The following is a 22,753-nucleotide window of genomic DNA, read 5'->3' as shown; positions in this document are numbered from 1 at the left end:
ATTGTTTTACATGCATATACGTATAAGTGGGAAAACAGTTTTAAACTACCTTTAAGGGGGAATTATGAAGTATGAATGGAGTGCCATTTTGGAAACAGGGCACAAGCAGGTAGACCGGCAGCATAAACTACTTATAGAAACTCTTAACGAGCTTCAAACCGCGTTTGAAGAAAACCGCGGGTAGGAAGTTTTGGCTAAAACGCTTGAGTTTTTAGTGGCCTATACCGTCAAACACTTTGAGGACGAGGAAAGATTGCAAAAAGAGAACGATTACGCTGATTATTTAGTGCATAAATCTTATCATGATGAGTTTAAGCGGGTTGTTGGCGGGTTTGTTACGCGTCTTAATAAAGAAGGCTATGATAATGAGCTTATGGCCGAGGTTATAACCGCTTTAGCCAGTTGGCTTAAAAATCATATCAAAGGGGAGGATTTTAAGATGGCGGCCTATGTTCTCCGTCATAAAAAATAATATATTTTTTAGCGTATATACGTGCTTGGTATAGTTGTGGCGCGTTTTTTTTGTGGCGTAGAAAATAATCTTCTATGTCTTAAAATTAAAATTTGATATAATAAGACTTGTAGTTTTAATTAGACCTATGTAACCCCCTTTAAGGAGAGATGGCTGAGTGGTCGAAAGCGGCGGTTTGCTAAACCGTTGTACTCGTTAATTCGGGTACCGAGGGTTCGAATCCCTCTCTCTCCGTTTCATTATAAACCCCGTTCTCTATCGAGAAACGGGGTTTTTGTTTAGCTTGTTGGTGCATGCTGTGTAAAGGTTTGTATGTTTTTATAACCCTCTGTCAAATAAAAATATTTGTTTTATTAAACACCGTTTTTGACACCGTTACTAGGCACCGCGTTAGGCACCGCCTAATATTTAAGAGCAACCATGTATTTATCCAGCGCTCTCAAGCGTTCTTTTTGCCTTGCGATAGATTTATTTTTTAGAGGAGCATATTCCATATCTGTATAATGTTCTATGGTAATTGCCTCATTATTATGCGCCATAGAGTTAGAAATATCTTCTAAGGCCGCGCCTTCCCCTTGTCTTGTTGTGCAATAGGATTTACGTAAGAGCTTAAAAGTGCCTCTTATTAAAACCGGCGTGGTTTCATTTTCCTCAATTTGCTTGTTAATATTCTCAAGGTTTTGTTTAAAACTGTTAGAGAAGTTAGTATCCTTATAGGGTTTATTGGAGCGGTCGGTAATTAAATAAAGGCTTTTAGAATCTATTTTTTTAATTTCATCTATAGTGCGCGGCGTTAGTCTTATAAGACGGCTTTTGCCGGCTTTAGGCGTCCAGCTTGTTATAGAGTTTTGTTTATCTTCTTTATTGGGGGAGACCCAAGCAAAACCGTTTGTCAAATCAAGCTTATTTAAAAGCAGATTATACACTTCTTCAGGGCGGCAGCCGGAGTCAAACCCTAACAGTATTGCCGCGCGCCATTTGGGCGGGCTGTATTTAAGCATAAGTTCTATTTCTTTAGGAGTAAATATTTTTACCTTTATTTTTGAAACCTGCAGTAATTTTACGGCGCCCAGGCTCATGTCAGGCACATAGCCGCGCTCTATGCCCCATTTTATAGCTGCTTTAAAACATATTAATACTTTATTTGCGCCATAGAACCCTACTCTTTTTAAAACGGCGTCCTTTTCTAACTCTGTTTTTAATATTCCCAGTTCTTTTATTGTTATATCGGCCATATAGCGCGGAGATAAAATTTGTTCTGTTTTATCAAAGGCATAAATATATTCTTGTATTGTACGGGTTTTATAGGCGTCGTTATATTTACTTTTATTTTGGCCTAACCATTCTAAGAAATGTGTTCTAAAAAATATCCATGACTTTGCGCCGTCGTAACGTTCTTTAAACTGTAACTTTAAATATTCTTTCCACGCTTTACATTGCTTTTCTGACTCAAGTTTATTCTCAGAAAAGTATTTGGTGAATATGCGGTTGTTAATCATTATTCGCCCGCGGTATTTGTTGTGTCCTTTTATTTTGCATACGCTGTTTCCGCTTTTCATTTTACTCTCCCTCACTCAGCCGGTAATCTTGGCCGCTTACTTCAATTGTATTGCGGCTGCCTACAAGGCCGGCTATGCGGCTGGCGCTGCGGTCTCCTATAACAGCGCCAAGCGCGCTTATACTCATGTTGCTGGTTATAATGAGCCCGCCCCGCTTATACTGCCAGCGCAGGTCTAAAATTTCAAATAAAGCGTAATTTAGGAAGTCTGTGTATTTTTCTGACCCAAGATCATCAAAAACAAAAATATCTTTCGAAAATTTTTCTATAATTTTTCTTTCCGTCACACCATCACGGCAGGCCCTCAACTCTCGGGATATTTCCGACGCGCGGACAACACGGGCTTTTGGTAAAAAACTTCGTATTACCGCCGTAGCGGCGTGCGTTTTACCGGTTCCCGCCGCGCCCCAAAGGTAAAAGTTTTCTTTGGGAAAGGCGGAGAGGCAGGAAAGCAGCTTCTTATTATGAAAAGTTTCCTTTTTAAAGTCTTCATAAGCTCTTAGCCCGCCTAAGTTTTTTATTTGCCGGGCCTTTTCTCTCTCTTCTTCTTGTATTGCCAATTCTTTGTTTCTTTTAATCTGTTCGCATTGGCAGGCGTAATACCCGCATTTTGGGCAAAAATGTTTTATTAGATTATTATATTTTGCGGCCAAATCTTTCATATTTAAAATTTTTTTCTCTGTTATAGTCTTTTCCTGCATAATAGCTGCCTCCGTTTAATTGTTTATCTATAGCGCTAAATACCCATCTGCGCAATGTTAAATTATCGTTTTTGGATTTATAACCTTTTTCTTCTTTGTAGGAGGAAAGATAGTTTATGGCGCTGTTTGTTCTTTCCTCTCCATATATCCCGATAAGGGCTGAATATTCTTTTTCTGTCAGTTTTATATTGTTGAACTCTCCAAAAGTTAATTTATGAACTTTTGCCTCTTTTTTAGTTTCTTTATTTGTTAATTTATCTTTAATTTCTTCTATACCTATTATGGGGTGTTTATTTTTTGACCTGTCTTTGTTCAAATTTTGCTTAGTGTGGTATTCAATTATTGCTACATCACATGGCGGGGAAGTGTTTGTTTTTTGAACACAAGACTGTTCATTTTTTAAATACTTATTTTTTTGGAACATATAATAGTTTGTTACAGTAATTCTTGTTTTATTACCTACTACAGCGTATTCTACACACCCAAGTTCTTTTAGTTTATCTAAGGCCTTTTTTAGAGTATTGCGCGACCCAAGGCCCAGGCGTAAGGCAAGCGGTTTTACTCCGCTTTCATATACGCCGTTATTTCTATTGACAACAAGTAAAAGTTTTGTAAAACAGTTAAAAATATTTTTATCTTCCCAAATATCTTTATTATCTTCTATTTGTCTATATAGTTTTATGTACCCTGTCGGCATAGCTTGTCTACCGTGCCATTGTGCCGCAGCAGCGCAGCTGGGCGTATTGTTTTACATCTTCAGGCACAAAAACAACATAACCGTTTACTCGTCTGATTAACGGAGAGAGCCCCTTTTTTGTATGTGTTTTATGCAGCGCCATTATGGAACACCCCAAAAACCTTGCCACCCCGCATCTTTTTATAAACCTGTTGCCCATAGTGTCGATCACCACTTCATCGGGGTTAAAAAACCTTAAGTCAAATGTCATAATACCTCCTAAATGTATATAAACCTTTGTGTCGTATTTGCTATAATAAAAGCCGATAGTACCTTTGCTGGTACTATCGGCGTGTGTTATATAGATATTGACAGGTGGCTTAAACCTACCAATATACAGTCCAAAATTTTTAGCCTTTTACTTTTTAATAACACACACCACTATTGTGGTTTTGCAGAAATCAAACTTAATTATCCTGCTTACTTAGTTTAGGTAATTTAATTAAGTTTGTCAAGATGTTTAATTTTTTACGACGGGGGGAATAGCATGAATAAAATAGAAGAATTATTTTCTACCATAAATAACGGCATGTTTAGGGGCTCGCAGATTAAAGTTGCGAAGGCCTTGGGCATAACCGACGCCAATGTTAACCGCTACGTCAAAGGGCTAACCAAACCCAGCCCTGACATTATTAAAAAAATGTCAAAACTTTTTAAAAGGCCGGAAGAAGAACTAAAGCTGATTTTTAATATTTCTAACAAGGAGCGTTCTTTTAAGCCTACACCTATTGTTGTAGCTCAAAGGGTCAACTTAGTGCCAATGCTAGGAGAAGTTTTTGCTGACAGATTTAAATGTATTGTGTGTGACCAGGAACCTGAATTATTTTTAGGTGTTCTTAAAGGGGGGATAATGATTATGCCCTCAAAGTTAAAGGCGATTGTATGGAGCCTGAGGTTAAAGAGGGCGAGTACGTTATCATCCGCCCCGGCCAGTCTTTTAGGGAGGGGGACATAGTTGTAGCCAGAATGGGCGAAGATTGCACTTTAAAACGTATTTATATTAAAGACAATCTTATCTATCTTGTGCCCGATAACCCTAAATACACAAAGATTAAGGGCTCTATTCATGATATAGAGATTATGGGCCGTGTTATTCACATACACAGGCCTGTAAGACGTGTTAAACGCCCTGATTTAGACTAATTTTCAAAAAAATTTGCATTTTTTTTTGAAACATGCTATAATATAAGTGTGTTATATAGATGTGGGAGAAATCTCCCTCTGAGTATAACGCATTTTTTTGCCCTACCAGATGATAACGGCTTATTCCATACGGAATAGGCTTTTTTTATTCCCTCCAAACTACCTATATACTAATCACCTTAATTACACCCGGAGTAAATTATGTTCAAGCAAGCCCTTGCGGCGGATTTAAGCACAATTTTTGGCGTAGACAATATTGTATGGGGGAAAGCTGAAGATATTAAACAGACAAACTGCCTGTGCGTACAGCTTTCTCTAACCAGCCCTATAAAGGGCGGCAGCTCTGACAAAGCCAGAATCAGCGGCACTATAGCTTTTATAGGTTCGCCTGAGGACGAGTGTTACGACTTTCTTTCCACACAAATAGAAGCCGCGCCGCTTGACGTAGAAAAACGCTTTTGGTTCAGCCGTATGGAAGAGGCCGTTAAAATAACCTTAGAAGACGGACGTGACTTTTATACCTACCGTCTGCCGTTTATCTATTTTTACGAGGCCGCTCCCCAGCAGCCCACAGGATTTATAGAGTACGCCAAAATATTTTTTGAGATGCTGTTGAAATAATTAAAAACGCGTTACTTTACACGCGGCGCATCAATAAAGGAGAAAATAAATGAATGATGTTTTATTAAACTTTGCATTTACAGTAAATGCAGAAGCACCGTTGCCGGAGGCTTCCACGGCTTTTTTACGCAATATGCTTGCGGTAGTTAAGCCTAAAGCCGGCGTTACAGGGGGTAGCATTGTGCGCTGCACAACACCTGCTTCAATCGCCGCGTTAACAGATAATAAAGAAGTAGAGTTCGCTTTAAAAGGCGGTCTTTCTTCTGTCTATGTATTGCCTGTGGCTTCTTTAGATATTGCTTCAATTATAGACAATACGGAATACGGCTTTTACACCATTGCCGTAGGGTCAGAGTTTAGCTCTGCCGAAGTTACCGCCAGAGATTTTGGCGCTTTTGAGGGCGTTACAGCTAAATCTTTTACGCTTGAGGCGGACGCCAAAGCCTTTGCCGCCATTGATAAACAGTGCGGATTCTTAGTAACGGAAGAAAACGGCGCGGCTAATATGTTTTACGCCTTTGGCTCACTTCTTAACGCTGAGCCTTGGGACAACCGCCAGTATATCACCATGCCCAAAGATGACGGTATTAAGGACCTTGGCACAGCCAATGCCCATTATGATGACCGCCTGAGCTTTGTGCTTACCTCGGCCCAATACGGCCCCAGACTGGCGTTTTTTACAGCCGGCGGCCAGGCCATTATTTCGCCTTATCTTATTAAGGAACTCAGCCTTGCGCTTCAGGGCGCGGCGGTGCAGTATATTAACATTAATAAACCGCAGTATACTATGACACAGTCTAAACTGTTGGAAGAGTATTTACAGGGCACTCTTAACAAGTACCATGACATGGGCCTGTTAGAAGAAGGCAAAATTACCATTACTTTACATAAACAAAATTACGAGGCTTCCGCCCTTATCGCTGTTCCGCAGCCTACCGCGCTTTGGAAGATTATCGGTAATTTAAGACAGGAGGTCTTATAAAATGATTTTACAGCTTAGAAAGTGCGACATAGGCTTTACGCACAACTCCCAGGCCTATGACTTTACCGACCAGGTAGAAAGCGTAACTATAGAAGATTCCGAGGCCAAGCACCTAACGCGCGGCGCCTCCGCCAGAAACACCAAAGGCATTGTTTATACAGAGGGTTCTAAATCACCCAAGGTAGTAACAATAGTACTGGTTAATATGGCGCCTGAATACGCCTCTTTATTTAAAACAATAAGAGAAGAGGAAGACAGGCTGGAAATTTACTGTATAGACCGCAAAACAGGCGCTAAACGTATGTTTAAAGACTGTATTTTGCAAAAAGCGCCCACACAGCTTAACATGGCTGAGGGTGCAGAGGAGCTTAACATCTCCTTAGTGTTTGAGACGTTTAAAATAGAAGAGGCCGCCTAATGGCTGTTAGGGTGCTGCCTTTAAAAGGGTTAAAGAGTATTTGGGCTTTAAACGCCTACAATACCTTACTGTTCGGGCTTGCTACGGAGCAAGCCCTTACAGGCCAGCCCTTTGAGGAAACCTACAAAAACTTTGAGGCCTTGCCGCTTGAAGCTAAGGAGCTGCAGTTGCGCCGCGCCATAAGCATAGTTAACCTGCCGGAGGACGATATGCGCAGCCTCATATGTTTTGCCCAGGACGCCAACGGCGTGCCTTTTACAGACGCTAACACGGCCCGTATGTCGCCGGAAGATATTGTAGAAGTATTAACAGCGGTATGTTTAGAAATAAGCAAAATTAAAATACGCTCCATAAGCGACGATGTAAAAAAAACTCCCGCCTTACAGCGTAGATATCATGGCCGAGGCCTTTGATACCCAGGCGGAACTAGACTTAGATGATTTAATGAACAAAGCCTTTTATAAGGCGGCGGCTTACTATGCAAGCCGTGAAAGATTAGACAAAGGAATATAGTATGTTAAACGGAGTAGCGCCGATATTTTTAGTTTATTTTAAAAGGAACAATGAAAAATCCTCCTACAGTGCCAGCACGCAGGGCGGCGGGTTTGTAAGCGGTGCCATTGGCAACCCTGTACAAGCCGCTAAAAACCTGTATTCAGACGCCAAAACAGGCCTTGGCGCAATGTACGCCAATTATTCCGCGCCAATACCGTTGTACTTAGACGAACGCCTTGGTGTATATGTAGAACGACAAGCAAGCAATTTGCAAATAAGTAACGAGCCTCTTGTAACAGCAAAAGAGGGTGAACTTAAAGTAAATGAAAAGTGTGAGAAACAGCGTGTAGATATAGACTTAGTGGGCAAGAAAACAAGCCCCGGTTTTAACATAATACTGCCTTTATTTAAGACGATATATGAGTACACTCTATATGGTAAAGACTACAGGATAGCGTACTTTAACGACAACATACTAATATTTAGCGGCAAGCTGGTAAGTTTTAACACGGTAGAACAAAAGGATAATGACTTAGTGAATATAAGCATTACCCTTGAAGTCCTACCACCCGAAAAGAAGAAAGATAATACTACAGCAGCAAACAATTCTAGAGAATTAAAACCTGTAGAAGGAAACAATAATGGCCCTTTTCTTCCTAAAAAGACAATATTAGTTTAAAGGTACGCATCCATCAAAAAGAAGAGTGTGCTCCCATATATTGGCATAAAGGTATTTAGATATAATTTTTCTATATAAACACATCGCTTTAATGTTGTCTCCTGGACGAGCTTTGTCAAAGTAATCTTTTTGATGTTTATTAAAAACAACTTCAACAAAATTTCTTTGTTTTAGATCTTTGAACGTTAAAACATAAATTTTTTCAGGAAAATCGTTATACTTACTGATTTTTCTATCATCCAATTTTCCCTCAATAACAGTCCAAACTATAGGAGTGCTTTCTATTTCCATTTCTATAGAGCTGAAAGAACGGTCAAGTTGAGAAAGTAGATTGGCAGTTTGATAATGTGGAGCTTTTGATAGATTCGCTCCATCTGTGTATGTATCAGTTACGGCATCATAGGTCGGATTTATATCTTCTGTTGTTGTTACTATGACAAAATTAGTTGTGCTGGCGCTTAATTTGGTAGAACTAGTACCAGTAGTAGCACAAGCTGATATTAATAATACAACAGGTAACAACAAAATTAACTTTTTCATGATAATTCCCCTTAAAAAGAAACTTTATAATAATTATACACTAAATTACCAATAAAGCACAATTTTTAGTTACGCGCGAGTACAAATAAGCAACGAACCTCTTGTAACAGCAAAAGAGGGAGAACTTAAAGTAAATGAAAAGTGTGAGAAACAGCGTGTAGATATAGACTTAGTGGGCAAGAAAACAAGCCCCGGTTTTAACATAATACTGCCTTTATTTAAGACGATATATGAGTACACTCTATATGGTAAAGACTACAGAATAGCGTACTTTAACGATAACATACTAATATTTAGCGGTAAGCTGGTAAGTTTTAACACAGTAGAACAAAAGGATAATGACTTAGTGAATATAAGCATTACCCTTGAAGTCCTACCCCCCGAAAAGAAGAAAAATCAAAGTTTGGATCCCAATAAACAAACTTCAGATATCTAATAATAGTATTACTTTGCTTGTACGCATCCAGAGAATATAATTGTATGTTTCCATATTGTTGAATAAAGATTTTCAGATTTAATATCTTTATAAAGACATAGTGCTTTAATGTTGTCGCCAGGTCTAGCTTTATCAAAAAAGTCTTTTTGATGCTTATTAAAGATAAGTCTAACAAAATTTCTTTGTTTTAAATCTTTGAAAATAAAAACATAAGATTTTTCATTAGAATTTTGAAATGAATTAATTTCTCTATCATCTAGTGATCCCTCTACTAAAGCCCATACTACGGGTGAGGATTCGACCTCCATTTCCAATGAGGAATAAGATCTATCAAGTTGAGTTAGTAGATTTGCTGTTCTATAATGAGATATTTTTGAAATATCAAGACCTCTAGAATACGTGTCAGTCTGTGCATCGTAAGATGGTTTTGAGTCTTGGTTGATAGAAGTTATCACATAGTCTGTTCTACTAGAGCTAATGCCTGTAGTAGTTGTTGTGGCGCAAGCGGATAATAATATAACAGGTAATAGCAATATTAGTTTTTTCATATAATTCCCCTTAAAAATAAATCTATGTAGTAATTATACACTAAATTAATAGAAAAACAAATATTTATAACAAGGGCGCCGCCGCGTAAGCGGCACGCCCTTTGATATTACTAAAACAAAGCTCTTAAAAATATTTACAAAAATTTACAAGGAAGTAAAACAATATGGCATCAACCACACAACAATCAATCACACCATCACCGTCATCAGCGCAGAGCATGACGGATTTTGAGCTTACATATAGCAAAATAAACAGCCGTATAACCAAAGACTATGAAACCAAGTTTAAAAAAGCCAATACTGTAGGGTTTACTAATTTTTCAAAAGCTTTCTCAGGCGCGATAGCCATTATAGAGCATATTATAGCGCCGTTAGAAAACCTTAACACTAAAATGTTTAGGATGTTTAACGAGTCCGAAAAAATTATACAAGGCGCCAACGCCAACAATACCTCAGTAGAAAAGTATGTAAAATACAGCGCTTCAGCGCAGTATATGGGCATGAACAACGGCGATTTTGACACAATGCTTAACACCTTAACAGAAAACCTGAAAAGCGGCGAACCTAACGAGTTTATGGCCCAATACGGCGGCTACCTTAACGGTGACAGAACAGACCTTTTAAAACAGGTTTTTGAAGATATAAAAGGCATGGCGCCGGGACTTAGAAAAACAGAATTTATAGAAAATACTTTAGGTGTAAGCCATACCAAGGCTTTAGACAACTTAATAAATAATGGCTTAGACTATGGCGCGGATAAAGCCTTTACCCCGCAACAACTTAATGATTATGTCGCCGCAATAATCAGCAACGCTGATATGGCCCTGCAGAGCAAACACCTGAATATTAAAAGGCAGATTGACGACACAATAAGCAAGCAAGACGTTATACTCCCTTCTACAGTAAAAAGGCATGACAGCAATGAGCGTCAAAAAAATGCTGATGAAAATAAAAACTTCCTCAACTATAAAACAATAAGCATGGTTGACCAGGGGTATGAGGCCGGTAAGACCGCCGCAAGAGATGGCATGATAGATACGCTGGCGCCCTTGCTTAAGGCAATTAACGCCCTGTCAGACACAATAGATCTTTTCAAAAAAAAGGTATCCAACACCCCGTCTAATAAGGAATAAACACATATTTTAATTTAAGTTATAAAAATAAGGAGGCTGTATGTTAAACGGAGTAGCGCCGATATTTTTAGTTTATTTTAAAAGGAACAATGAGAAATCCTCCTACAGTGCCAGCACGCAGGGCGGCGGTTTTGTAAGCGGCACCTTGGGTAAGCCTGTTCAAGCCGCTAAAAACCTGTATTCAGACGCTAAAACAGGCCTTAGCGCAATGTACGCCAATTATTCCGCGCCAATACCGCTGTATTTAGACGAACGCCTGGGTGTATATGTAGAACGCCAAACAAGCAACTTGCAAATAAGCAACGAGCCATTGGTAACGGCAAAAGAGGGTGAGCTTAAAGTAAATGAAAAGTGTGAAAAACAGCGTGTAGATATAGACTTGGTGGGCAAGAAAACAAGCCCCGGTTTTAACATAATACTGCCTTTATTTAAGACGATATATGAGTACACTCTATATGGCAAAGACTACAGAATAGCGTACTTTAACGACAACATACTAATATTTAGCGGCAAGCTGGTAAGTTTTAACACGGTAGAACAAAAGGATAATGACTTAGTGAATATAAGCATTACCCTTGAAGTCCTACCACCCGAAAAGAAAACAAAAGAAGATAAAAAAGGTGGAGATTCTGTAACATTAGAAGCATTTCCAGGTGACAAAAATGGGCCTTTCCATCTTTAGAGAAAAGCTAGTTTAAGGGGATGCATGCCGTAAATTGAGCAGTATGCTTCCAGATGCTTGCATAGAGATATTTTGATCTTATTCTTTTATTTAAACAAAGGGCTTTAATATTGTCGCCAGGTCTGACTTTATCAAAGTAATTTTTTTGATGTTTATTAAATATGAGTTCAACAAAATTTCTTTGTTTTAAATCTTTGAAAACTAATACATAAATATCATGTGGAGAGTCATTAAATTTACTAACCTCTCTGTCATCTAGCTTGCCTTCGATAACGGTCCAACCTGCAGGGGTTTCATCAAATTCCATTTCAATAGAGCTAAAAGAACGATCAAGTTGTTCTAACAAGTTAGATGCTTGATAACGTGGAGCTTTTACTACGTTGACCCCACCTGTATATGTATTTGCCACTGCATCGTATATAAAGTTTAAGTCTTCTTTAGTTGTTGTTATTACAAAGTTAGTTGTGCTAGCACTTAACTTTGTGCTATTAGGATTAGTTCCAGTAGTAGCACAAGCGGATACTAAAAACACAACAGGTAACAACAAAATTAACTTTTTCATGATAATTCCCCTTAAAAAGAAACTTTATAATAATTATACACTAAATTACCAATAAAGCACAATTTTTAGTTACGCGCGAGTACAAATAAGCAACGAACCTCTTGTAACAGCAAAAGAGGGAGAACTTAAAGTAAATGAAAAGTGTGAGAAACAGCGTGTAGATATAGACTTAGTGGGCAAAAAAACAAGCCCCGGTTTTAACATAATACTGCCTTTGTTTAAGACTATATATGAGTACACTCTATATGGCAAAGACTACAGGATAGCCTACTTTAACGATAACATACTTATATTTAGCGGTAAGCTGGTAAGTTTTAACACGGTAGAACAAAAAACTCTTTTAAAATATTTACAAAAATTTACAAGGAAGTAAAACAATATGGCATCAACCACACAACAATCAATCACACCATCACCGTCATCAGGGCAGAGCATGACGGATTTTGAGCTTACATATAGCAAAATAAACAGCCGTATAACCAAAGACTATGAAACCAAGTTTAAAAAAGCTAATACTGTAGGGTTTACTAATTTTTCAAAAGCTTTCTCAGGCGCGATAGCCATTATAGAGCATATTATAGCGCCGTTAGAAAACCTTAACACTAAAATGTTTAGAATGTTTAACGAGTCCGAAAAAATTATACAAGGCGCCAACGCCAACAATACCTCAGTAGAAAAGTACGTTAAATACAGCGCTTCAGCGCAGTATATGGGCATGAACAACGGCGATTTTGACACAATGCTTAACACCTTAACAGAAAACCTGAAAAGCGGCGAACCTAACGAGTTTATGGCCCAATACGGCGGCTACCTTAACAGTGACAGAACAGACCTTTTAAAACAGGTTTTTGAAGATATAAAAGGCATGGCGCCGGGGCTTAGAAAAACAGAATTTATAGAAAATACTTTAGGCGTAAGGCATACAAAGGCGTTAGACAACTTAATAAATAACGGCTTAGACTATGGCGCCGATAAAGCCTTTACCCCGCAAAAACTTAAGGAGTATGTATCCGCTATAAATCACTACTCGGAACTTGGCGCGGAACAGAGACGCTTAGAACTAAAAAGGCATATAGACGATAATATTGGCAAACAAGATGTTTTAACCTCTTCTAAGATAAGGCGCAACGACAGCAATGAACGTCAAAAAAATGCTAATGAAAATAAAAATTTTCTCAACTACAAAACAATAAGCATGGTTGACCAAGGTTATGATGCCGGCAAGACCGCCGCAAGAGACGGTATGATAGACACATTTGCCCCCATGTTAAAGGCAATTAACACTCTATCAGACACAATAGATCTTTTAAAAAGAAAATTATCCAACAATACATCTAATAAGGAATAAACACATATTTTAATTTAAGTTATAAAAATAAGGAGGCTGTATGTTAAATGGAGTAGCGCCGATATTTTTAGTTTACTTTAAAAGGAACAATGAAAAATCCTCCTACAGTGCCAGCACGCAGGGCAGCGGTTTTGTAAGCGGTACCTTGGGTAATCCTGTTCAAGCCGCTAAAAACCTGTATTCAGACGCCAAAACAGGCCTTAGCGCAATGTACGCCAATTATTCCGCGCCAATACCACTGTACTTAGACGAACGCCTTGGCGTATATGTAGAACGGCAAGTAAGCAATTTACAAATAAGCAACGAGCCACTGGTAACGGCGGAGGGCACTGATCTTAAAGTAAATGAAAAGTGTGAGAAACAACGTGTAGATATAGACTTAGTAGGTAAAAAGAGCAGCCCCGGTTTAAACATAATACTGCCTTTGTTTAAAACAATATACGAGTACACTTTGTATGGTAAAGACTACAGAATAGCGTACTTTAACGATAACATACTTATATTTAGCGGCAAGCTGGTAAGTTTTAATACGGTAGAACAAAAGGATAATGACTTAGTGAATATAAGCATTACCCTTGAAGTCCTACCCCCCGAAAAGAAGAAGAAAGAAGATGAAGAAAAAGATAAAGGTGGGGTGAGAAAAGCATCACCTGGCAATGAAAAAGGACCATTCCACCTTCAGAAAGAAACACGTTTAGTTTAATGGTAGACATCCTGAAAAACGAATAGTATGTTCCCAAATACTGGCATAAAGATACCTAGAACCTATGCTTCTATACATGCATAATGCTCTAATATTATCACCTGGTCTTGCTTTATCAAAAAATTCTTTTTGGTGCTTATTAAAAATAACTCTAACAAAATTTCTTTGCTTTAAATCTTTGAAAATTAAGACGTAGATATCTTGTGGCGTATTGCTAAATCTACTAACTTCCCTATCATCTAGCTTTCCCTCTATGATAGTCCATTCTATATCAGTCTCATTAATTTCCATTTCTAATGAAGAGTATGCTCTATCAAGTTGAACTAGTAAATTATCAGTTTTATAATATGGAGCTTTGGATAAATTAATGCTGTCAGTATAGGTGTCTGTATTTGCATCATATGTATAGCCTATATCTTGTGTTGTAGAAGCTATAACAAAGTTTGTTCTTGATGCCGCAGGCTTAGTATATACATTAGTTCCAGTAGTAGCGCAAGCGGATAATAATACAACAGGCAATAACAACATTAATTTTTTCATATAATTCCCCTTAAAAATAAATCTATGTAATAATTATACACTAAAATTAAAATAAAGCACAGGTTTTAAACGCCAAGCAAGCAATTTACAAATAAGCAACGAGCCTCTTGTAACAGCAAAAGAGGGAGAACTTAAAGTAAATGAAAAGTGTGAGAAACAGCGTGTAGATATAGACTTAGTGGGCAAGAAAACAAGCCCCGGTTTTAACATAATACTGCCTTTGTTTAAGACTATATATGAGTATACCTTGTATGGTAAAGACTACAGAATAGCGTACTTTAACGACAATATACTTATATTTAGCGGTAAGCTGGTAAGTTTTAACACGGTAGAACAAAAGGATAATGACTTAGTGAATATAAGCATTACCCTTTAAGTTCTATTACCCCCCGAATAAATCTATATAGTAATTATACACTAAATTTTATAATTCCACACTGAAAAATATTTCAACAAAAAATTAACAAATCTAAGGACTATTCCTATGAAATACAAATATTACAATCTTTTTAACTTAACTGATTTTGACGCGCTTAGCGTGCCTTATATCACCCGCACATTTGAGCTGGAGGGGCAAGGCAGCGTTGAGGTGCGCCTTTCCCGCGGGCTTACGTATAGCCTGTATGTTAACGGCTATATGCTTACCCCGGGGTTAAATGACAGAAACCCTTTTGTTTCTTTCGACCAAAAAATGGCCGCTTACATTGACGAAGATAAAAATATCTGGCTGGGGTTTTATGAGGATTAACTGCGACCACGGCTTTTACTTTTTTGAAACGGAAAAGCCCACCAACCTGTTTTACCTGCGCCACATACTGGGCCTGGACATTGTGCCCTATAAACACGGCTACACCCTAAGCGCGCTTGCCGCGCTGCCCGGTTACGCCATAGAGGGCCAAGACTACGGCGGGCAAACCGCCAAGGTTACTATCTGCGCAGATATCCCCGCTATTTTAAGGGCTAACGGCTGGGTGTACTCACTTACAGCGCAAAAACTGGTGAATATAGCCGATATAACAGAAAAACTTACCCTCTACACCGCGCCTGACTTTGAGGGCCAAACAACCGACACGCCGCAAGCCGGCGCCAAAATTGACGGTAAAACATTAAAAAGTTTTAACGGCTACTACAGGTATTACTATAAAAAAGTAGTTTTGGAGAGCATAAGCTATGACTAAAATACTTAAAGCAAACGCCAAAGACGGCAAAGTTTTAATTAACGGCCAAGAAGTGCCGGGGGCTGATATACTCAGCCAAGGCAAAGCCGCCAGCGAGGGCGTAATAATTTTAAACGAACTGGAAAAAGTTTACATAGCCATGCCTATGGACAGCATTAAGCAGCTGCTTACAATAGTGGCTGCTTTGGCCGACGGGGTGGGAGGGGGCGTCAGTGCCGCAAATGGCGGCGGACCCATCGCGCCCACCTTGGCGGCGGACATGGCGGCGATAAGCGCTAAAATAGACCAACTTAAAGGAAACTTACAATGAAAGATATTACAGAAATCAGGGGTGGGGACATTGCCCTGGCCAATACCGAGGTACCCAGGGCAAAAAACCTGTTTGAAGTGCAAATAGGCGTACTGCAATATTTTGCGGATTGGGGGATAGATTTGGAGTATTTTCTTGACCCTAACTATCAGATACAAAACACTTCTTTTAACAGTTATTTAACGCAAAAGCTTGGCGAGTGGGGGTTTAGCGTATCTAAGCTGGTTAAAGAGGACGGCAAATTTGCCGAAGAATTAAACTTTACTTTTTGCGATAACCAAAAAGACACTATGATGAGAGGATAATAACATGCCATATTTTACAGATACGGGTTTTACCCCGGGAAGCCTTGACGAAGCGATGCAAATTCTTATGGAGGGCGTTAATGAGAAATTTGGTACAAAATACACGTACGACACCTTCCAGGGCACTAATTTTTACAAATATTACTACGGCGTAGCGCAGCGCGGTATAGAGCTGGAAAATATTTTTGCTGAAATATATCTTAAATACCAAGATTATATAAGAACCACAAACGAGCGCATTGCCATACCCAAAACCCCGGTAGAGGGCCTGGCGGAGACCTTTAAAAGCGCTTTAGGCATTACCGTGGCGGTAGCGCCGCAAAGCGCGGCAAACGCCGGCACAATATCGGTATGCGCCCTGTTAAATGACGCAGACGCCGACTATCCCGCCCAAAAACAAAAAGTTTTGCAGGGTCTTAAAGATTACACTGTAGCGGGCCTGTATTACGCCGGTGACCAGCGTGGCGATATCACCCTTAGCAATGGCCAGGTGTTTGACTATGGGTTCTATCTGCCTACTTACCATGACACGGAGTTAAAAATTAATATAACCCCGTCAAGAAACACAAGAATTTTAGTAGACAGCGACGACACCATTAAAGAAAAACTGCTCAAAAACATTAAAGACCTTTACGGCCTGGGGCTGGACTTCGCGCCTGAACGCTGCTTTACCGTAGACCGCGACGCCCCATACGCGGGTAAAGTGGTGCTTAGCTATAAACGCGCTTCTGACTCTGCGTTTAGGACAGATATTTTTACCGCCGGGTTTAGGGATTTGATGAATTTTGATAAAGAAAAAATAACAGTAGTTATAGGTAATGTATGACACAGTTTTTTTACAAAGACAACGTAGAACTAAAGTTTTACGGCGCGGCGGAGGACGTTTTTAGCAAATTAAAGGACGAGCTGTCCCTTTGGTTTGAAAAAGCGTACTCAGACGAGCAGTTCGGTGGTGTTTTATATGACAACGCCGTTACCCCGCTTACGGGCGTGGTGGCGCGTGACATTTTTGTAAAACACTTCAACCAGATTTTTGAGATGTGGCGCTACGGCGGCACATTTGAAAGTTATTTATATGTTTTCAGGCATATTTTTGGCGAGGAATCGCAAATAACTTTTGAACGCGCGGCGCCGGCGCATCTTAAAATAAATATTGTTTCCAGCAAAACAGGCTATTTTGAATGGATTGTAAATAAGAAAGTGGATAACAATATTGTAGACAGCGGGGCTATTGTAGAGAGGAAGGATTCTCTCCCAGTTTTCTTTCAGCAACAGCTTGGCATAACGGATTTTAGGGAAGTCCAGGGGATTTTAAACAGTTTAAACCCCTCTGGCATATTTTTAGAAGTAGATTTTTCGCTTATAAACGGAGGTATTTAATATGGCAGAAAGGCCGGGTATTTCTATACCACAATTAGAAAACAAAGCTGACGGGTTAATGGACAGCAACAATCTTGTAATAGACAATGGGGCGCAAACGTTCAGGCTCTCAGCGCAGCAGCTTTTTGATTATATAAAAACAAAAGGCTTAGACGGTAAATTAAACTTAAGCGCTAATAACTGCGGGGCGGATATTTTAGCTAACATAAAAGCCATGCCCTATAAATGGGTAGGCACGGTGGATTTAGACACTCTTAAATCACCGGGCATTTACGGCGCTTTCGCGCCCGCGCAAACCAATATTAAGCAGCCGCTTCAAAATACGGGCCCGGATAATATCTATGTAATGGTTGTTGGCAACTGCGGCGTAGGTGTAGACGGGGGAAACCCTATGCAGTTTGCGTGCCAGCAAAACAATGGCTGTTTTAATATTTATATGAGAAAGTACCTCGGCTCCGCATGGGGCGCATGGCAGCCTATAGGCTCGCAGGTGTGGGAAAGCGCGTCTGTTGTGCCTACGGCCAACTCAATGGTGTCTTTCACACTTCCTAACGATATAAAAAAGATGCTGGAACTTAACCCCAAAAGAGTATCGGCTGAGGTAATTGTAAATGTTAAAAGCGCCGCCTTTGGCTATAGCGCCGGGGATGAAGCGGCAAACCCTATGCAGGTAGTGTATAAAAGCAGCCAGGATGTTCAATACGCAACCGTAAAAGCATTGTTAACAGCTGACACTGTATTCTGTCCTTTAGGTAATTTTCCCGATGCTGGCTTTTACGCCCAAAAAATAGAGGAACCTTATGACAGGATGGCAATTCCTTTAAATAACTGCACTTTAAAAATAAGAGTGAGGTATTAATATGACAGAAAAAGAAATAGTAACTATTAACGGTGTTGATATCTCCGTAGAAGATTATAATAAGCTAGCCAAGCTGGCCAACGCCGAGGGTAAGATAATAATTAATGACCGTGGCAGCCTTGTATTGGCGGCCCCGCAGGCACCAACAAAAGAAGAGCAGGTTTTAATGTTAGAGGAGGAATATTCTCTCCCCAGACATTTAAGAGAGTTCTATCTTTCTAATAAAGACAGCGTATCTGACTTTATTATGACACGCGTCATGGAAATAGAAGCAATTTGCGCTGAAATAAGGCACGAGGCTTAGATAAAGTGTTTTTATGTGTGAAACCTGTAATTTAAACCAAAAAGAAAAAGAGCGTCTTGATAAAGAGAATGAACGCCTGGCCCGTAAATATAAAACTATTAAGTTTATAGCCGGGCGTGCCCCCTGCCGTGGCTGCTTGGTTTTGCCGGTGCTACGCTGTGCTTTTGTTTTTCTTTTTATTACGAGGTAAAAACCACCACATCGCTGACTAAAAATCTTAAACAAGAAATCAGCCAAACTAACCAAAAAGTAACTGAGTTTAACAGCGAGAAATTACTTATAAACCTAAAGCTTGAGACGTTGCAGGCGGATGTAAAAGATATTAAAGGCGATATTAAAGTACTGTTAAAACAAACTAAATAGGGGCGTTTATGGATACAATTTATCCCGCTAAACTGGCGGAAAATTTTACATTTGACGAGCTTGCTTTTACAAGTCTGGCGCGTTTTAGAAAAACAAACCTAGATTTTGCTATGGAAAACTTGGGCAAGCTAAAGCTTTTAGCCGCTTTCGCGCAGAAAGTAAGAAGTATTTTAAATACTCCTATGATAGTAACTTCCGCGGCAAGATGCCCTGGTTTAAACGCCGCGTTAAACGGCGCGGGGACAAGCCAGCATTTAAAATGTGAGGCCATAGACTTTATTCCCCAAAACATGACTTTAGAAGAGGGGTTTAAAATTATAAGGCAAAGTAACTTGCGTTTTGGCCAACTTATACATGAAAGAGTTAAAGGTAAAGAGTGGCTGCATATAAGCATGGGGCACCCTTTTAGAGAGCACGCTAAGTGCGGCCAGTCTTTTGTTTGGGATAACGGCAAAACTTTGGATTTTTACCAAAACATAGAGGAATAAATATGAACGAATTGCACATATTAACAGAAGCGGCAATAAACGCCGTAACGGTAGTTGGCGCCACGGAAATTATAAAAAGATTTTATAAAGAAATAAGAAATAAAGACCTGCCCGCGCTGCTCAGCCTTTTAAGCGTACTTGCGGCAAGCACAGGCATGTTTTTTATGCCCTTACCGGTAAAAAGCATAATACTTACCTCCGCGTGCGCAATTATAGGCTACAACAAATATCTTAAAAAGATTAATACCGCGCATGACAATATTAAATAATGAAATTCTTTATATCGCGCTTATTATAAGCGTGTGCGCTTTTGCGGCCCTCAAACTTATTTCTTACGGCCGCATAAAAGAACGTGAAGCCCAGGCTAAATATGAGCAAAAAGAAAATGAAAAACTTAAAACTATTGCTGATAAGCATTACAATAACATTAAGCGTTAGCGGTTGCGCATCCGTCAGAGCGCTGCCTAATACCGCTTTATGTGATTATGCCCGCTTTGACCTGCAAGACAGCGGCGTTGCGGCGCTTAACCGCGATAATCTTTTTAATATATGCGTACTCTCGGAATATTGTTACGGCGAAAGTGGTTTGTTGGGCGAAGTCTGCCGGAAAAAATAACTTAAACAAAAGTTTATAATGTTTGATGTTTATCCATAAAAATATACATTTATTTATAGATTTTAGAAAACAAAACAGACACCAAAACAGGCACCGCTCACACGTATTTTTAACTCCCTCTCTCTCCTTTGTGTATTAAACAGCTAATTTATAGTGTTTAAGGGTAGCACGTGTAACGCTAACTTTTTTATATACACTTTATAATTAATATGTTATAAGAATAAAGTATGTAAGCTGTAAATTGTATTATAAAAACCACAAAGGAGATTGTTGATGAGAAAGAACATATGTCTACTAGCTGTTTTCGCATTAATTTGCGGTTGTACTTTTGTAGGTACAAGAAAGGATGTTGGCACATTTGAGCAGGATAAAAAAATTAACACTGGCGAAAGCTTCTACATGATACTTCCCAAAGACGGGCATGAAATAAGCTATTTCAAAGAAAACCGTGTTGAAAGCAAAGGCAGCGGCAAAGAAGCGGCTGATGTATTCTTTAAAAAATTCCACAAAGCTTTTGGCAGCTTGGTTATGAGCGACGAAAATATGTCTGTTACAAAAGGCCTTGAAGAAGCAAAAGCGCGCGGCGATAAATATATGATTACATTTGACGTACATGAATGGAATGACGAGTTTTATATGACCTGCATTCCCCCTAAACAAAATACACTCCAAGCGCAGAAAACAGACTCACTGGACGTATCTATACAGGTTTACGACGTTGCAAGCGGAGACTTACTTAACAAACAGCGTTTGCAAAACAAAGGCTGCCCTACAGTACTTTTGGCATTTATACCAATAGGCACTATGGGCCCCAAAGGCAGGTTTAAAGATTCTCTTAATGATTGGGCAAAAAATATTAAATAAATAGCCGTATTAATTAGCTTTAAAAACCCCGCTTTTGGCGGGGTTTTTAGTTCATTACTTGATATAATGGGGTATGGATAAAAACATCGTATTTGTTTCAGATTTTGACGGCACCATTACAAAAGAAGACTTCTTTAAAATGGTAACCACCCGTCTTTTAACGCCCGCCGCCATGGCCCCATGGGACGAGTACCTTGCGGGGCGTATAACGCATGTTCAGGCGCTTAACGGTATATTCGGGCAAGTGCACCTTACCAAAACGGAACTGGACGATTTTATAGCGCAAATCAGCGTGGACGAATATTTTTATCCCACGGTAGATTTTTGTAAATCACATAATATTCCGCTCTACATTTGCAGCGCAGGGTCCCGTTATTACATAGAGCGCAAAATGGGCGCATACTTAAAAGACAGTGGTATTACTTTGCTTGCCAACGGCGGCTCCTACTCGCAAGACACGGGGCTCAGCCTTATTCCGCCGCCGCCGTCTGACCCTTTTTACAGCGAAAATCTTGGCGTTTCTAAAGAACTGCTTGTACAGCATTTAAAAGAGCGCGGTTACACCGTAATTTACGCGGGCGATGGTAAACCGGATCTGCAGGCTGCCCAAGCGGCTGATGTTGTTTTTGCCAAAGACGCCCTGCTGGCGCTTTGCCGGGAAACAGGTCTTAAGACGGAGAATTTTGACAGTTTTAAAGATATTTTGGGGTATATGGAGGGCATTTATGCGGCTGAATAAAGAAATAAATATTCCGTCCCTTCTTAAAATAGACAGCGGTAAAATACGTAAAATAGGCAAGTATTTGTCAGATAGAAAATTTATTAAAACCGCTTTGTTTTTCAGTGAGGGTATAGAGGCATTGGTGGCGGATAACCTTTACACAGGCTTTAAAGAGTTTGGCATTGAGGTAACGCACAAGGCCGATATCTCTGATATTAACATCGAAAACATTATCCACACCGCTTTTAAAATACCCGCCGGGGTAAACGTGCTTATAGGCATAGGTGGCGGTAAATCGCTTGACTACAGTAAATATTGCGCCCACGTGCTAAAACTGCCGTTTATCAGCGTGCCAACATCGGTATCAAACGACGGCTTTTGCAGCCCTAACGCCTCGCTTATGGTGGATGGTAAACGCCGCAGCGTCAAGTCATCCATGCCTTACGGCGTAGTGGCTGACCTTGACGTTATAGCCGGCGCGCCCGCCGTTACTTTGTACTCGGGCCTTGGCGATATTATTTCTAAAATAACCGCGCTGTGGGACTGGAAGCAGGCTTTCCTAAAACACGGCGAAGACCACAGCGATTTTGCCGCCTTAATATCACGCAACTCTCTTGACGTTTTGTTTAACGAGGGGGGAAAGGATATTAAGTCGTATGAGTTCCAATATAAGTTGGTTAACTCTCTTGTGCTTAGCGGCGTGGCTATGGAGATAGCCGGTTCTTCCCGCCCCGCCAGCGGCAGCGAGCATCTTATTTCCCACGCCTTAGACGCGCTTAGCCCCAGTCCGCACATGCACGGCATTCAGGTGGGCGTGGCGGCGTATTTGTGTTCTATGTTACAGGGCAATAGCACTGATATTATAAGAACTTTTCTTATAAGAACAGGTTTTGCGGATTTTGTTGAGAAAGCGCCGTTTTCTAAGGCGGATTTTATAGCCGCGCTAAAAATGGCGCCCTACGTAAAGGCCAATTATTACACAATACTTTCTGAAGCAGATTCTTTTGACAAAGCCGCCGCCTTTATAGAATCAGACGATTTACTTAAAAAATTTATTAGGTGAGGTTA

At 39.8% G+C, this 22,753-nt stretch carries 37 protein-coding genes, 1 tRNA gene and 1 pseudogene; 31 read left to right on the top strand and 8 right to left on the bottom strand.

The features are described from left to right. Positions 1-190 precede the first annotated feature (190 nt). The gene (locus AAIR98_RS06740) at positions 191-472 is read left to right on the top strand and encodes a hemerythrin domain-containing protein (protein ID WP_423971433.1); all 282 of its coding nucleotides are present in this window, start codon (positions 191-193) and stop codon (positions 470-472) included. Positions 473-615: 143 nt separating this feature from the next. Next, a tRNA-Ser gene (locus tag AAIR98_RS06735) sits at positions 616-706 on the top strand. Positions 707-873: 167 nt separating this feature from the next. Here AAIR98_RS06735 and AAIR98_RS06730 read toward each other — a convergent pair. From AAIR98_RS06730 to AAIR98_RS06715, 4 genes are read right to left on the bottom strand one after another with little or no spacing between them, the layout of a single operon-like run. Further along, the gene (locus tag AAIR98_RS06730) at positions 874-2,031 is read right to left on the bottom strand and encodes a tyrosine-type recombinase/integrase (RefSeq protein WP_423971432.1); all 1,158 of its coding nucleotides are present in this window, start codon (positions 2,029-2,031) and stop codon (positions 874-876) included. 1 nt (position 2,032) lies between these two features. Further along, positions 2,033-2,692 carry an ATP-binding protein gene (locus AAIR98_RS06725; protein WP_423971431.1) on the bottom strand — a complete coding sequence of 220 codons (660 nt, stop codon included), beginning with the start codon at positions 2,690-2,692 and terminating at the stop codon, positions 2,033-2,035. Then, a complete protein-coding gene (locus AAIR98_RS06720; protein WP_423971430.1) occupies positions 2,667-3,428 on the bottom strand; it encodes a hypothetical protein in 762 nt (253 codons plus the stop codon). Before AAIR98_RS06720 ends, AAIR98_RS06725 begins: the two co-directional genes overlap by 26 nt. Positions 3,429-3,435: 7 nt before the next feature. After that, positions 3,436-3,678, bottom strand: a complete 243-nt coding sequence (locus tag AAIR98_RS06715) for a hypothetical protein (RefSeq protein WP_423971429.1) — start codon at positions 3,676-3,678, stop codon at positions 3,436-3,438. Between the two features lie 276 nt (positions 3,679-3,954). Between AAIR98_RS06715 and AAIR98_RS06710 the strand changes: the two genes are divergently transcribed. The 7 genes and pseudogenes from AAIR98_RS06710 (at position 3,955) to AAIR98_RS06680 (ending at position 7,805) form a co-directional block, all read left to right on the top strand. Next, positions 3,955-4,422, top strand: a complete 468-nt coding sequence (locus tag AAIR98_RS06710) for a helix-turn-helix domain-containing protein (RefSeq protein WP_423971428.1) — start codon at positions 3,955-3,957, stop codon at positions 4,420-4,422. Further along, positions 4,323-4,610 (top strand): annotated as a pseudogene (locus tag AAIR98_RS06705) (LexA family protein); the annotation flags it as partial. The gene AAIR98_RS06710 and the pseudogene AAIR98_RS06705, both read left to right, overlap by 100 nt. A 201-nt stretch (positions 4,611-4,811) precedes the next feature. Continuing rightward, complete coding sequence (locus AAIR98_RS06700) at positions 4,812-5,231, top strand: hypothetical protein (RefSeq protein ID WP_423971427.1); 420 nt, start codon at positions 4,812-4,814, stop codon at positions 5,229-5,231. Between the two features lie 49 nt (positions 5,232-5,280). Then, on the top strand, positions 5,281-6,213 hold the full coding sequence (locus AAIR98_RS06695; protein ID WP_423971426.1) for a hypothetical protein: 933 nt from the start codon (positions 5,281-5,283) through the stop codon (positions 6,211-6,213). 1 nt (position 6,214) lies between these two features. After that, the gene (locus tag AAIR98_RS06690) at positions 6,215-6,631 is read left to right on the top strand and encodes a hypothetical protein (protein WP_423971425.1); all 417 of its coding nucleotides are present in this window, start codon (positions 6,215-6,217) and stop codon (positions 6,629-6,631) included. Next, the gene (locus tag AAIR98_RS06685; protein ID WP_423971424.1) at positions 6,631-7,044 is read left to right on the top strand and encodes a hypothetical protein; all 414 of its coding nucleotides are present in this window, start codon (positions 6,631-6,633) and stop codon (positions 7,042-7,044) included. Before AAIR98_RS06690 ends, AAIR98_RS06685 begins: the two co-directional genes overlap by 1 nt. Before the next feature lie 101 nt (positions 7,045-7,145). Next, positions 7,146-7,805: a hypothetical protein gene (locus AAIR98_RS06680; RefSeq protein ID WP_423971423.1), complete on the top strand. Its 660-nt coding sequence runs from the start codon at positions 7,146-7,148 to the stop codon at positions 7,803-7,805. Here the strand turns inward: AAIR98_RS06680 and AAIR98_RS06675 are convergent. Beyond that, complete coding sequence (locus AAIR98_RS06675; protein WP_423971422.1) at positions 7,797-8,345, bottom strand: hypothetical protein; 549 nt, start codon at positions 8,343-8,345, stop codon at positions 7,797-7,799. The genes AAIR98_RS06680 and AAIR98_RS06675 overlap by 9 nt on opposite strands. A gap of 172 nt (positions 8,346-8,517) precedes the next feature. Between AAIR98_RS06675 and AAIR98_RS06670 the strand changes: the two genes are divergently transcribed. Next, entirely contained in the window at positions 8,518-8,781 is a 264-nt protein-coding gene (locus AAIR98_RS06670; RefSeq protein ID WP_423971421.1) for a hypothetical protein, read from the top strand. Positions 8,782-8,789: 8 nt separating this feature from the next. Here AAIR98_RS06670 and AAIR98_RS06665 read toward each other — a convergent pair whose 3' ends face one another. Continuing rightward, the gene (locus AAIR98_RS06665; protein WP_423971420.1) at positions 8,790-9,329 is read right to left on the bottom strand and encodes a hypothetical protein; all 540 of its coding nucleotides are present in this window, start codon (positions 9,327-9,329) and stop codon (positions 8,790-8,792) included. A 164-nt stretch (positions 9,330-9,493) separates the two neighbouring features. Here AAIR98_RS06665 and AAIR98_RS06660 point away from each other — a divergent pair, with 164 nt between their 5' ends. Both AAIR98_RS06660 and AAIR98_RS06655 read left to right on the top strand, forming a co-directional pair. After that, positions 9,494-10,462 carry a hypothetical protein gene (locus tag AAIR98_RS06660; protein ID WP_423971419.1) on the top strand — a complete coding sequence of 323 codons (969 nt, stop codon included), beginning with the start codon at positions 9,494-9,496 and terminating at the stop codon, positions 10,460-10,462. Between the two features lie 40 nt (positions 10,463-10,502). Beyond that, a complete protein-coding gene (locus tag AAIR98_RS06655; RefSeq protein ID WP_423971418.1) occupies positions 10,503-11,144 on the top strand; it encodes a hypothetical protein in 642 nt (213 codons plus the stop codon). 7 nt (positions 11,145-11,151) lie between these two features. Here the strand turns inward: AAIR98_RS06655 and AAIR98_RS06650 are convergent, their stop codons facing one another. Continuing rightward, complete coding sequence (locus AAIR98_RS06650; protein ID WP_423971417.1) at positions 11,152-11,706, bottom strand: hypothetical protein; 555 nt, start codon at positions 11,704-11,706, stop codon at positions 11,152-11,154. 172 nt (positions 11,707-11,878) lie between these two features. On the opposite strand from AAIR98_RS06650, the gene AAIR98_RS06645 reads away from it, so the two are divergent. The 3 genes from AAIR98_RS06645 to AAIR98_RS06635 are packed head-to-tail and all read left to right on the top strand — an operon-like array spanning position 11,879 to position 13,757. Continuing rightward, positions 11,879-12,079 (top strand): hypothetical protein, encoded by a 201-nt coding sequence (locus AAIR98_RS06645; RefSeq protein ID WP_423971416.1) that lies wholly within the window; start codon positions 11,879-11,881, stop codon positions 12,077-12,079. Positions 12,080-12,085: 6 nt separating this feature from the next. Beyond that, complete coding sequence (locus AAIR98_RS06640; protein WP_423971415.1) at positions 12,086-13,054, top strand: hypothetical protein; 969 nt, start codon at positions 12,086-12,088, stop codon at positions 13,052-13,054. A gap of 40 nt (positions 13,055-13,094) precedes the next feature. Beyond that, positions 13,095-13,757 (top strand): hypothetical protein, encoded by a 663-nt coding sequence (locus AAIR98_RS06635; protein WP_423971414.1) that lies wholly within the window; start codon positions 13,095-13,097, stop codon positions 13,755-13,757. Here AAIR98_RS06635 and AAIR98_RS06630 read toward each other — a convergent pair. Beyond that, positions 13,749-14,297 (bottom strand): hypothetical protein, encoded by a 549-nt coding sequence (locus tag AAIR98_RS06630; RefSeq protein ID WP_423971413.1) that lies wholly within the window; start codon positions 14,295-14,297, stop codon positions 13,749-13,751. The genes AAIR98_RS06635 and AAIR98_RS06630 overlap by 9 nt on opposite strands. A gap of 178 nt (positions 14,298-14,475) precedes the next feature. On the opposite strand from AAIR98_RS06630, the gene AAIR98_RS06625 reads away from it, so the two are divergent. The 16 genes from AAIR98_RS06625 to AAIR98_RS06550 all read left to right on the top strand — a co-directional run bounded on the left by AAIR98_RS06625 (position 14,476) and on the right by AAIR98_RS06550 (position 22,748). Then, positions 14,476-14,673, top strand: coding sequence for a hypothetical protein (locus AAIR98_RS06625; protein WP_423971411.1), 198 nt, complete (start codon positions 14,476-14,478; stop codon positions 14,671-14,673). Between the two features lie 108 nt (positions 14,674-14,781). After that, complete coding sequence (locus AAIR98_RS06620; protein WP_423971410.1) at positions 14,782-15,045, top strand: hypothetical protein; 264 nt, start codon at positions 14,782-14,784, stop codon at positions 15,043-15,045. Further along, positions 15,035-15,475, top strand: a complete 441-nt coding sequence (locus tag AAIR98_RS06615) for a hypothetical protein (protein WP_423971409.1) — start codon at positions 15,035-15,037, stop codon at positions 15,473-15,475. The genes AAIR98_RS06620 and AAIR98_RS06615 overlap by 11 nt, the downstream gene beginning before the upstream one ends. Beyond that, entirely contained in the window at positions 15,468-15,785 is a 318-nt protein-coding gene (locus AAIR98_RS06610; RefSeq protein WP_423971408.1) for a hypothetical protein, read from the top strand. Before AAIR98_RS06615 ends, AAIR98_RS06610 begins: the two co-directional genes overlap by 8 nt. Continuing rightward, positions 15,782-16,090, top strand: a complete 309-nt coding sequence (locus AAIR98_RS06605) for a hypothetical protein (RefSeq protein ID WP_423971407.1) — start codon at positions 15,782-15,784, stop codon at positions 16,088-16,090. The genes AAIR98_RS06610 and AAIR98_RS06605 overlap by 4 nt, the downstream gene beginning before the upstream one ends. A 4-nt stretch (positions 16,091-16,094) precedes the next feature. Next, entirely contained in the window at positions 16,095-16,916 is an 822-nt protein-coding gene (locus tag AAIR98_RS06600; protein ID WP_423971406.1) for a hypothetical protein, read from the top strand. Next, positions 16,913-17,470, top strand: coding sequence for a hypothetical protein (locus tag AAIR98_RS06595; RefSeq protein WP_423971405.1), 558 nt, complete (start codon positions 16,913-16,915; stop codon positions 17,468-17,470). The genes AAIR98_RS06600 and AAIR98_RS06595 overlap by 4 nt, the downstream gene beginning before the upstream one ends. 1 nt (position 17,471) lies before the next feature. Further along, on the top strand, positions 17,472-18,329 hold the full coding sequence (locus AAIR98_RS06590; protein WP_423971404.1) for a pyocin knob domain-containing protein: 858 nt from the start codon (positions 17,472-17,474) through the stop codon (positions 18,327-18,329). Between the two features lies 1 nt (position 18,330). Continuing rightward, positions 18,331-18,633, top strand: a complete 303-nt coding sequence (locus AAIR98_RS06585) for a hypothetical protein (RefSeq protein ID WP_423971403.1) — start codon at positions 18,331-18,333, stop codon at positions 18,631-18,633. Positions 18,634-19,004: 371 nt separating this feature from the next. Further along, positions 19,005-19,484: a D-Ala-D-Ala carboxypeptidase family metallohydrolase gene (locus tag AAIR98_RS06580; protein ID WP_423971402.1), complete on the top strand. Its 480-nt coding sequence runs from the start codon at positions 19,005-19,007 to the stop codon at positions 19,482-19,484. Positions 19,485-19,486: 2 nt separating this feature from the next. After that, positions 19,487-19,753 carry a hypothetical protein gene (locus AAIR98_RS06575; RefSeq protein WP_423971401.1) on the top strand — a complete coding sequence of 89 codons (267 nt, stop codon included), beginning with the start codon at positions 19,487-19,489 and terminating at the stop codon, positions 19,751-19,753. Further along, complete coding sequence (locus AAIR98_RS06570; RefSeq protein WP_423971400.1) at positions 19,737-19,922, top strand: hypothetical protein; 186 nt, start codon at positions 19,737-19,739, stop codon at positions 19,920-19,922. Before AAIR98_RS06575 ends, AAIR98_RS06570 begins: the two co-directional genes overlap by 17 nt. Further along, the gene (locus AAIR98_RS06565; protein ID WP_423971399.1) at positions 19,870-20,100 is read left to right on the top strand and encodes a hypothetical protein; all 231 of its coding nucleotides are present in this window, start codon (positions 19,870-19,872) and stop codon (positions 20,098-20,100) included. Before AAIR98_RS06570 ends, AAIR98_RS06565 begins: the two co-directional genes overlap by 53 nt. Before the next feature lie 273 nt (positions 20,101-20,373). Then, entirely contained in the window at positions 20,374-20,964 is a 591-nt protein-coding gene (locus tag AAIR98_RS06560) for a DUF4823 domain-containing protein (protein WP_423971398.1), read from the top strand. 73 nt (positions 20,965-21,037) lie between these two features. After that, the gene (locus tag AAIR98_RS06555) at positions 21,038-21,703 is read left to right on the top strand and encodes an MtnX-like HAD-IB family phosphatase (protein WP_423971397.1); all 666 of its coding nucleotides are present in this window, start codon (positions 21,038-21,040) and stop codon (positions 21,701-21,703) included. After that, positions 21,690-22,748, top strand: a complete 1,059-nt coding sequence (locus AAIR98_RS06550) for an iron-containing alcohol dehydrogenase family protein (protein WP_423971396.1) — start codon at positions 21,690-21,692, stop codon at positions 22,746-22,748. The genes AAIR98_RS06555 and AAIR98_RS06550 overlap by 14 nt, the downstream gene beginning before the upstream one ends. Positions 22,749-22,753 lie beyond the last annotated feature (5 nt).

Source organism: Elusimicrobium simillimum, assembly GCF_049639735.1.
Lineage (GTDB): Bacteria > Elusimicrobiota > Elusimicrobia > Elusimicrobiales > Elusimicrobiaceae > Elusimicrobium > Elusimicrobium simillimum.
Note: the sequence above shows the minus strand (reverse complement) of the source record. Positions and strands in the feature narration are given on the sequence as shown.